General features: G+C 68.6%; 7 protein-coding genes. All 7 read left to right on the top strand.

Features of this window, described 5'->3' with window-relative positions; translation table 11 throughout:
• The first annotated feature begins 183 nt into the window (after positions 1–183).
• On the top strand, positions 184–441 hold the full coding sequence (locus tag NTCA1_RS27330) for an EF-hand domain-containing protein (protein WP_133085133.1): 258 nt from the start codon (positions 184–186) through the stop codon (positions 439–441).
• Between the two features lie 119 nt (positions 442–560).
• Complete coding sequence (locus NTCA1_RS27325; RefSeq protein ID WP_133085132.1) at positions 561–1,283, top strand: response regulator; 723 nt, start codon at positions 561–563, stop codon at positions 1,281–1,283.
• Between the two features lie 2 nt (positions 1,284–1,285).
• Positions 1,286–2,632, top strand: a complete 1,347-nt coding sequence (locus tag NTCA1_RS27320; RefSeq protein ID WP_133085131.1) for an ATP-binding protein — start codon at positions 1,286–1,288, stop codon at positions 2,630–2,632.
• 104 nt (positions 2,633–2,736) lie between these two features.
• Positions 2,737–3,288 (top strand): RcnB family protein, encoded by a 552-nt coding sequence (locus tag NTCA1_RS27315; protein WP_133085130.1) that lies wholly within the window; start codon positions 2,737–2,739, stop codon positions 3,286–3,288.
• A 124-nt stretch (positions 3,289–3,412) separates the two neighbouring features.
• Positions 3,413–4,186, top strand: coding sequence for a hypothetical protein (locus NTCA1_RS27310; protein ID WP_133085129.1), 774 nt, complete (start codon positions 3,413–3,415; stop codon positions 4,184–4,186).
• Between the two features lie 121 nt (positions 4,187–4,307).
• Positions 4,308–5,399: an efflux RND transporter periplasmic adaptor subunit gene (locus NTCA1_RS27305; RefSeq protein WP_159832413.1), complete on the top strand. Its 1,092-nt coding sequence runs from the start codon at positions 4,308–4,310 to the stop codon at positions 5,397–5,399.
• Positions 5,396–7,862, top strand: a 2,467-nt coding sequence (locus NTCA1_RS27300) for an efflux RND transporter permease subunit (protein WP_159832412.1), incomplete at its 3' end; no start/stop codon positions are given. The genes NTCA1_RS27305 and NTCA1_RS27300, both read left to right, overlap by 4 nt.

Below are 7,862 nucleotides of genomic sequence, written 5' to 3'. Positions count from 1 at the left end.
TTGAATACAGCTTGAGCGAACTTCCGTCGGTCTGGTGCGAAATTTTTCGCAAAGATCGCGAAACACGCCTTCAACGCCCGGCTGCACAAACTGTTACAAGGACGAACATTCGTGCCCAATGCGCAGTGAACCGCGCGGCTATTGGATACTCAGCTCGATTACGGGCTCATCTGGAGTGACACGATGAAACTGAAACTGACATTGCTGATACTGGGAGCGAGCCTGCCGTTCGCCGCCGCCCATGCGCAGGACCCCGCTGCAGCCGACAAGGCTCGCGACGCCTTCATGAAGGTCGACACCAACTCCGACGGCGCCCTCGACCTCGCGGAATGGAAGGCCGCCGGACGACGCGAGCGGGGCTTCACGATGATCGACGCCAACAAGGACGGCAAGGTCACGCCCGAGGAACTGCGCGCCGCCATGGCCAAGTACGGCAAATAAGCCCACGTGCCACCCGCCACCGAGATGCAGAGCATGATCCGGTTGAACCGACCGGATCATGCTCTAGCATGAAGGACTTACGACGCCGGCTCGGCTGAACTCCACAAGGTCAGGACCCCATGGAATCCGAAGGAACGATCGCCATCATCGAGGACGACGTCGCCATTCGCGACCTGGTCGCCGAAGTCCTCAGGGCCAACGGCTTCGTGGTGGAAGGCTATGGCGATGCCGCCGCCTTCTTCCGCCAGGCGGACGTGCCCTCGCTCGACTGCCTGATCCTCGACCTGATGCTGCCGGGCGAAAGCGGGCTTTCGATCTGCCAGACGCTGCGCGTCAAGGTTCCGCAGTTGCCGATCCTGATGGTCACTGCCAAGGGCGACGACATCGACCGCATCATCGGCCTCGAATGCGGTGCCGACGATTACCTGCCCAAGCCTTTCAACTCGCGCGAACTGCTGGCGCGCTTGCGCGCGATCCTGCGCCGGACCAAGGCGCCCGGGCAGGCGGTCGAGAGCCCCGGGGCGGAGCTCTATCGCTTCGCCGGCTGGACTCTCGCCGTGGATTCGCGCGACCTGATCGACCCGGACGGTCGCCCCGTCACGCTCAGCACAGGCGAGTTCGACCTGCTCCATGCGCTCGTGATGCATCCCCGCCGCGTGCTGAGCCGCGACCTGCTGCTCGACATGACGCGCGGTCGCATGGCGACACCCTACGACCGGGCGATCGACGTGCAGCTCAGCCGGTTGCGCCGCAAGTTGGGTGACGATCCGCGCGAACCCGTGATGATCCGCACCGTGCGTGGCGACGGCTATCTGTTCGCGCCCAGCGTGCTGAAGATCTGACGATGCGCTGGCTGCGTCCGGTCGACGGCCTGCGGGTACGGGTGGGCCTGATCGTCCTCGTCCACCTGATCGTAGTCGGCCTGACGATCACGATCATTTCCAGCAAGCAGAACCAGCCGGACGCCGAGCTGTTCCGTCTGGTGCCGGCCGAAGACGCCCGGGCCATCGCTCTCGCCGTCGAAGCGACCCCGCCTGCCGCGCGCGAAGCGGTGCTGCGCGGGCTGAGCGTGAACACCACGCTGGTCATGCTGGGTGACGGCCTGCCGCGCGGGGACAACACCCACCCCGATCTGCGGGAAGCCAATGCCGCCTATCGCGCGGCCCTGCAGGGGCGCCCGTTCCACGTCGACTTTCCGCCCGATGCGCGGCTGACCGACCTGGGCCGGGGCCGCCAGTACTCCGCGAGCCCGATCCGCTTGCGTGTGCGCTTGAACGACGGCACCGTCCTTATCATCGAGCGCACCACGCCGCCAGCGATCGCCGGCTTCGTGATGAGCCTTAACGCCATCCTGATCGGCGTCTCGGCGGCGAGCGTGCTTGTCGTCGTCCTGATCGCGGGGCTGACCACGCGCCCGCTCTCCCGCCTGGCCCGCGCGCTCCAGAACGACGAGGCCAGCCTGTCCGCCCCGGACCTTCCGGTGACCGGCGCGCACGAAATCCAGCAACTCTCGATCGCCTTTAACGACATGCGCCGCCGCCTGCGCGACTTGGTGGAAGAACGGACCGGCTTCCTCGCGGCGGTCGCGCATGATTATCGCACCTATCTCACCCGGTTGGAGCTTCGCGCCGACTACATCGGCGACCCGCGCCAGCGCGCGCTGGCGATGGCCGACCTCGGCGAGATGAGCGCCCTGCTCGACGATACCCTGACGTTCGCACGCGTTTCCGCGACCCCGCCGCGCCCGGTCCACGAGACGACCGACATCGCCGCCATGATCGGCTCGGTTCTGGAAGCACGCGCGCTCCAGGGCGAGGACGTCACCGCCACGTCGCCGCCGCCGACCGGTCTTGCCGTGCGCATCGACCCGCTGGCGATGCAGCGCATCCTCGCGAACCTCGTCGACAATGCGGTGCGGTATGGCGGGCAGGCCCGCCTGTCCGTCCGCGAACGCCAGGGCCGCATCGAGATCCGCGTGGACGACGATGGACCGGGCGTGCCCGAAGCGGACCTCAAGGACCTGACCCGCCCGTTCCACCGGCTCGACCATTCGCGCGCGCGCCACACCGGCGGGGCCGGGCTCGGGCTTGCGATCGTCGATGCGCTCGCCCAGCAGAATGGCGGGACGCTGACGCTCGGCAATCGCGACGGGGGCGGCTTCAGCGCCTCGGTGGACTTGCCCGCCGCCTGACCGGCGCCCGGAGACGGCGGGCGTTACACGGTGTTACCATCCGCAGATCACCTTGTTGCGCAGCGACGGCAATCTTCTCCAGGTAGCCAACCGGAGAAGTCCCGATGCCAAGATCGTCCTGGTCCATTGCCATGAAGCACGCGGCGTTGCGGGCAGGCAGCCTCGCCGTCCTGACAGTGTCGATGCTGGCCCTCTCGCCCGCCACCGCCGATGACCATCGCCCGCCGCCGCACGGCCACACCCCGCCGCCGGGGCACGGTCATCCGCCGCCGCCCGGGCATGGCCATCCGCCGCCGGTATACGTCCGCCCGCCGGTGACCGTGGTGCGGCCCGCTCCACCGGTGCGCTGGTATCCGGGCAATCCCGGCTGGTGGCACGGGCATCCCGATTTCGTCGGCTATGTCGGTGTCCGGCGCGGATACTATTTCGCGCCCGGCTATGGCTATTACCCCGTCGCCAGCGCCTATTATGGCCGCGTCTGGGTCGTGGGAGCCGTCCTGCCGGTGGAACTGCGGCGCTATTACGTCGTCAACCCGGCCTATTACGGACTGGCCGTGGCGCCCGCAGGACACGCCTGGATCTACGCTAACGGCAGCATCGTGCTGGCATCGCGCACCACCGGCGTGATCGTGCGAACCGTTCCGCGAGTCTGGTAGACCTGTTCGGTTTCGGCGCGCCTTCCACCCCCCGCCCCCGCCTCGGGCGCGCCGGTGCGGCGCGGCAGCCTTCCCCCAGGGCATGTCGCGCCGCACACCCCCCTCTTCACAATGGTGTCACCTCATGAAGCATGTCGTTTCCGCGGCCATCCTGACGCTGGCCGCAAACCCCGCCCTCGCGGCCTCGCCGCCGAGCCTCTATCCGGTAAGCGTAGGCCACGAGACCGCCCGCTTCACGCGCGGCGTGCCGACCGTAGACCTGCAGACCCCCGACGGCGCGGTCCAGATAACCCCGCGCCCCATCGAGAACGGCGCCCTCGTCTTCGACATCGCGGTCTACAACCGGGGCAACGCTCCCGCCAATATCGGCGTCGAGAACGTCAGCGTCTCGCTCGGATACCAGCCGATCGCCGTGCAGAGCCGCGATGCGCTGGCCGAGGCTGCCGAAAGCAAGGCTCGCCGCGCCCGGATCGGCACCGTGCTCGTCGCAGGCACGCTGGCTGCGGTCTCTGCCTCGTCGAGCGGCGAGCGCTACGCCTATCACGGCCATGTCGCGACCCCGCGCGGCGTGGTCTCGCGCACCATCGTGTGGGAGGACAACAGCGCCGGGCAGGCGGGCGCGGCGATGGCGATCTCCGGCGGCGCAATGGCCATGGGCTCGATCCAGCAGCGGCTCGACTACACGATGCAGCAGATCGACGGACAGATCCTGCAGACCACCACGGTCGACCCCGAGGCCAGCTTCGGCGGCCGGATCGTGACCGCCGCCCTGCCGCGCTCCGCAGCAGGGCAAGACGTGCGCGTCACGGTGCGCTGGAACGGCCGCGACTATCCTTTCGCATTCCGCCTGCTCGCCCCCGGCGAGGTGCCGCCGCCGTTCGAGCACGCCGGGAGGTAGCGGCTCCGGGGCGTTACAAGCTGTTACAAGGCACTCATCGCCTTGTTGCCCGCCCTCGCCATTTGCCCCGCCTCACATGGCAATTTCCCTGTCTTTACAGGGTTTCAAGCAAGGGATCACAATGGCGCGTCTTGCCCTGGTTGTGCCGCTGGCGGCGCTTCTGCTCTCCGCATGTCACGAGGCTCCCCCGGCCAAGGACGAACGGCGGGCGGTCTCCGTCCAGCAGCTCACCGCAAACTCCGGCCAAAGCGCGATCACGTATGCCGGTGAGATCCGTTCCGCCTTCGAGAGCCAGCTGGGCTTCCAGGTGGCCGGACGGATCGTCGAGCGCGCGGTCAGCGCCGGTGACAGCGTGCGCGCCGGACAGGTGCTGTTCCGCCTCGATGGCAGCGACTATGCCCGCGCGCTCGACAGCGCGGCCGCGCAGACCGGCGCGGCCCAGTCGGCGGCGGCGACGCAACGCGCCGATCTCGCCCGCTCGCGCGACCTGCTCGCCCAGGGCTTCATCTCGCAGGCCGAGTTCGACCAGCAGAAGGCCGCCACCGATCAGGCACAGGCGCAGCTACGCGCCGCCGGTGCCCAGCGCGGCACCGCCGCCGCGCAAGTCGGCCGCACCGTCCTGACCGCGCCGCGTGGCGGCGTGATCACGCAAGTGGAGGGCGAGGTGGGACAGGTCGTGGGTGCCGGACAGGCGGTGCTGACGTTCGCCGATCCCTCGCGTCCCGAAGTCGCCGTCTCGCTTTCCGAGGGCGGGCTCGGCCCGGTCCAGCGCGCGAAGCGGCTCAGCGTCACCCTGTGGAGCGATCCCTCGCGCAAGTACGCGGTGAAGCTGCGCAGCATCGCGGGCGCCGCCGATCCCGCGACCCGCACTTTCGCCGCGCGCTTCTCCATCATCGCCCCCGGCGAGACGCTGCGGATGGGCGAAACCGCCGAACTGCGCATCGAGGACGAGCGTGTGGCAAGCGGCATCCTCGTGCCCCTCACCGCGATCGCCCAAGGCCACGACGCCCAAGGCTACGACAAGGCGCAGGCCTGGGTCGTCGACCGGCGCACGATGACGGTCCAACCCCGCACAGTGAAGGTGGGACAGGCGAGCGGCGACAAGCTGACGGTCCTCTCCGGCCTGCGCCCGGGCGAGACGATCGTCACCGCCGGCATCCACCTGCTGCGTGCCGGCGAGAAGGTCCGCATAGCCGAGGTGCCTGCCTCGTGACCGGCTTCAACCTCTCGCGCTGGGCGCTCGGCCACCAGCAACTCGTCGGTTTCCTGCTCGCCGTCGCCTCGGTGGCGGGGCTGCTCTCGTACCTTTCGCTCGGGCGCAAGGAAGACCCGGAGTTCACCGTCAAGACCATGATGATCACCGTCGGCTGGCCGGGCGCGACCGCCGACCAGATGGCCGAACAAGTCATCAAGCCGATCGAGACGGTGCTGACCGAGAACATCCCCGACATCGACTACGTCAAGAGCAAGGCCCGTCCCGGACAGGCGACGCTCAACGTCACGCTGATCTCCACCGTCAAGGGCAGCGCGGTGCCGGATATCTGGTACACCGTGCGCAAGACCGTGACGGACCACCGCGCGGACCTGCCCGACGATGTCGTCGGCCCCGCGTTCAACGACGAGTTCGGGACGACTTACGGCAACATCTACGCGATCACCGGCCCCGGCTTCTCCTATCCCACGCTCAAGCGCTACGCCGAAACGCTGCGCGACCGCATCCAGGCCCTGCCCGACGTCGCCAAGACCGACATGATCGGCGAGCAGGACGAGGCGGTCTACGTCACCTACGACAGCGCGCGACTGGCGATGCTGGGCATCTCGTCGCAGGCCATCGCCGACGCGCTCGACGGCACCAACGCCGTCTCGGCCTCGGGCACGGTCGAGGCGGGCGCCGAGCGCGTGCGCCTGCAGGTGGCGGGCGCCTACGGCTCGCTGGAGGCGATCGCGGCGACGCCGATCTTCGCCAACGGCAAGAGCGTGCGCCTCGATGCGATCGCCAAAGTCGAGCGCACGACCAAGGACCCCGCCACCTTCAGGATGCGGTTCGGCGGCGAGGATGCGGTGGGCGTGGGCATCAGCCTGCGCGACGACGGCAATGTCGCGCGGCTGGGCAAGAACCTGAAGCAGACCGTGGCCTCGTACCAGGACGAACTGCCGGTCGGCGTCGAAATCCACACGGTGTCGGACCAGACGAAGGTCGTGGACGAATCCGTCGGCGAATTCACCCGCTCGCTGCTCGAGGCGGTGGTCATCGTGCTTGTCGTCAACTTCCTGTCGCTCGGCTGGCGGCCCGGCATCGTCGTCGCGCTGTGCATCCCGCTGGTGCTGGCGATGACCTTCGCCGGGATGAGCTGGATGGGCATCGACCTGCAACGCATTTCGCTGGGCGCGCTCATCATCGCACTGGGTCTGCTGGTGGACGATGCGATCATCGTGGTCGAGGCGGTCAGCACCCATCTGGAGGCGGGCTGGACCCGCACCCGCGCCGCGATCAGCGCCTACACCACCACCGCGATCCCGATGCTGGTCGGCACGCTGATTACCGTCGCGGGCTTCCTGCCGATCGCGATGTCGAAGGCGACGGCGAGCGAATACGTGATCTCGCTGTTCCAGGTCATCGCGCTGTCGCTGGTGCTGTCGTGGTTCGTCGCGGTGATCTTCACGCCGTTCCTCGCCTATCACCTGCTGCCCCAGCGTGCCGATGCGCGAGACGACGCGGGCGAGCCCGAGGAGCAGTACGAAGGCCGCTTCTACAGCTGGTTCCGCCGCGCGCTCGACCGCTGCCTCGATCGCCGCAAGACCGTCGTCGCCGCGGCCGCCGCACTGTTCGTGGGCTCCGTGTTCCTGTTCCAGTTCGGTGTGCCCCGCCAGTTCTTCCCGGCGTCCGACCGGCCCGAGCTGGTGGTCGACCTGCAGCTTTCCCAGAACGCCAGCTTCGCCCAGACGCAGGCCGTCGCCGCGCGCATGGAAAAGCTGCTGGCCAAGGATGAGCGCGTCACTTCGGTCACGAGTTACATCGGCGGCGGATCGCCGCGCTTCTACCTGCCGCTGAACGTCCAGACGCCCGACATCACGCTCGCCGAACTGGTCCTCCAGACGAAGGACGAGGAAGCCCGCGAGGAGGTGATCGCGCACGTGCAGGACCTGTTCGCCGCGCAGTTCCCCGAGGCGCGCGGGCGCGTCAGCAGGCTGGAGAACGGGCCTTCGGTGGGCCAGCCCGTGCAATACCGCCTCGCCGGGCCGGACCTCGATGCACTGGCGCCCTTTGCGCAGAAGCTGGAAGCGATCGTCCGCGCGGACAGCCATTCGCGCGACGTGAACAGCGACCTCGGCGAACCGCTCAAGGCGGTCCGCGTCGATCTCGACCAGGACAAGGTGCGTGCCCTCGGCCTCTCCACCGAGGCGGTGCAGAAGACCCTGCAGGCCGCGATCGCCGGGGCCGGCGTCACCACCTACCGCGACCGCGATCTGGCCCTCGATGTCGTCATGCGCCTCGACACGGCCGAGCGCACCGACCTCGGCCGCATCGCCAACCTGCCGATCGCCACGCAGAGCGGCCCGGTCGCCCTGTCGCAGCTGGGCCGGGTCACCGCGAGCAGCGAGCCCGCGCTGCTTTACCGGCGCAACCGGCAGGCGACGATCACCATCGCCGCCGACGTCGAGGGCGAGCAGGCCA

The organism is Novosphingobium sp. TCA1, from assembly GCF_009811895.1.
GTDB lineage: Bacteria > Pseudomonadota > Alphaproteobacteria > Sphingomonadales > Sphingomonadaceae > Novosphingobium > Novosphingobium panipatense_A.
Note: the sequence above shows the minus strand (reverse complement) of the source record. Positions and strands in the feature narration are given on the sequence as shown.

Bases quoted from the DNA above. Each gene is read 5' to 3' on its own strand.
- NTCA1_RS27325 (WP_133085132.1), top strand. From the start codon at position 561: ATGGAATCCGAAGGAACGATCGCCATCATCGAGGACGACGTCGCCATT.
- NTCA1_RS27305 (WP_159832413.1), top strand. From the start codon at position 4,308: ATGGCGCGTCTTGCCCTGGTTGTGCCGCTGGCGGCGCTTCTGCTCTCC.
- NTCA1_RS27315 (WP_133085130.1), top strand. From the start codon at position 2,737: ATGCCAAGATCGTCCTGGTCCATTGCCATGAAGCACGCGGCGTTGCGG.
- NTCA1_RS27330 (WP_133085133.1), top strand. From the start codon at position 184: ATGAAACTGAAACTGACATTGCTGATACTGGGAGCGAGCCTGCCGTTC.
- NTCA1_RS27320 (WP_133085131.1), top strand. From the start codon at position 1,286: ATGCGCTGGCTGCGTCCGGTCGACGGCCTGCGGGTACGGGTGGGCCTG.
- NTCA1_RS27310 (WP_133085129.1), top strand. From the start codon at position 3,413: ATGAAGCATGTCGTTTCCGCGGCCATCCTGACGCTGGCCGCAAACCCC.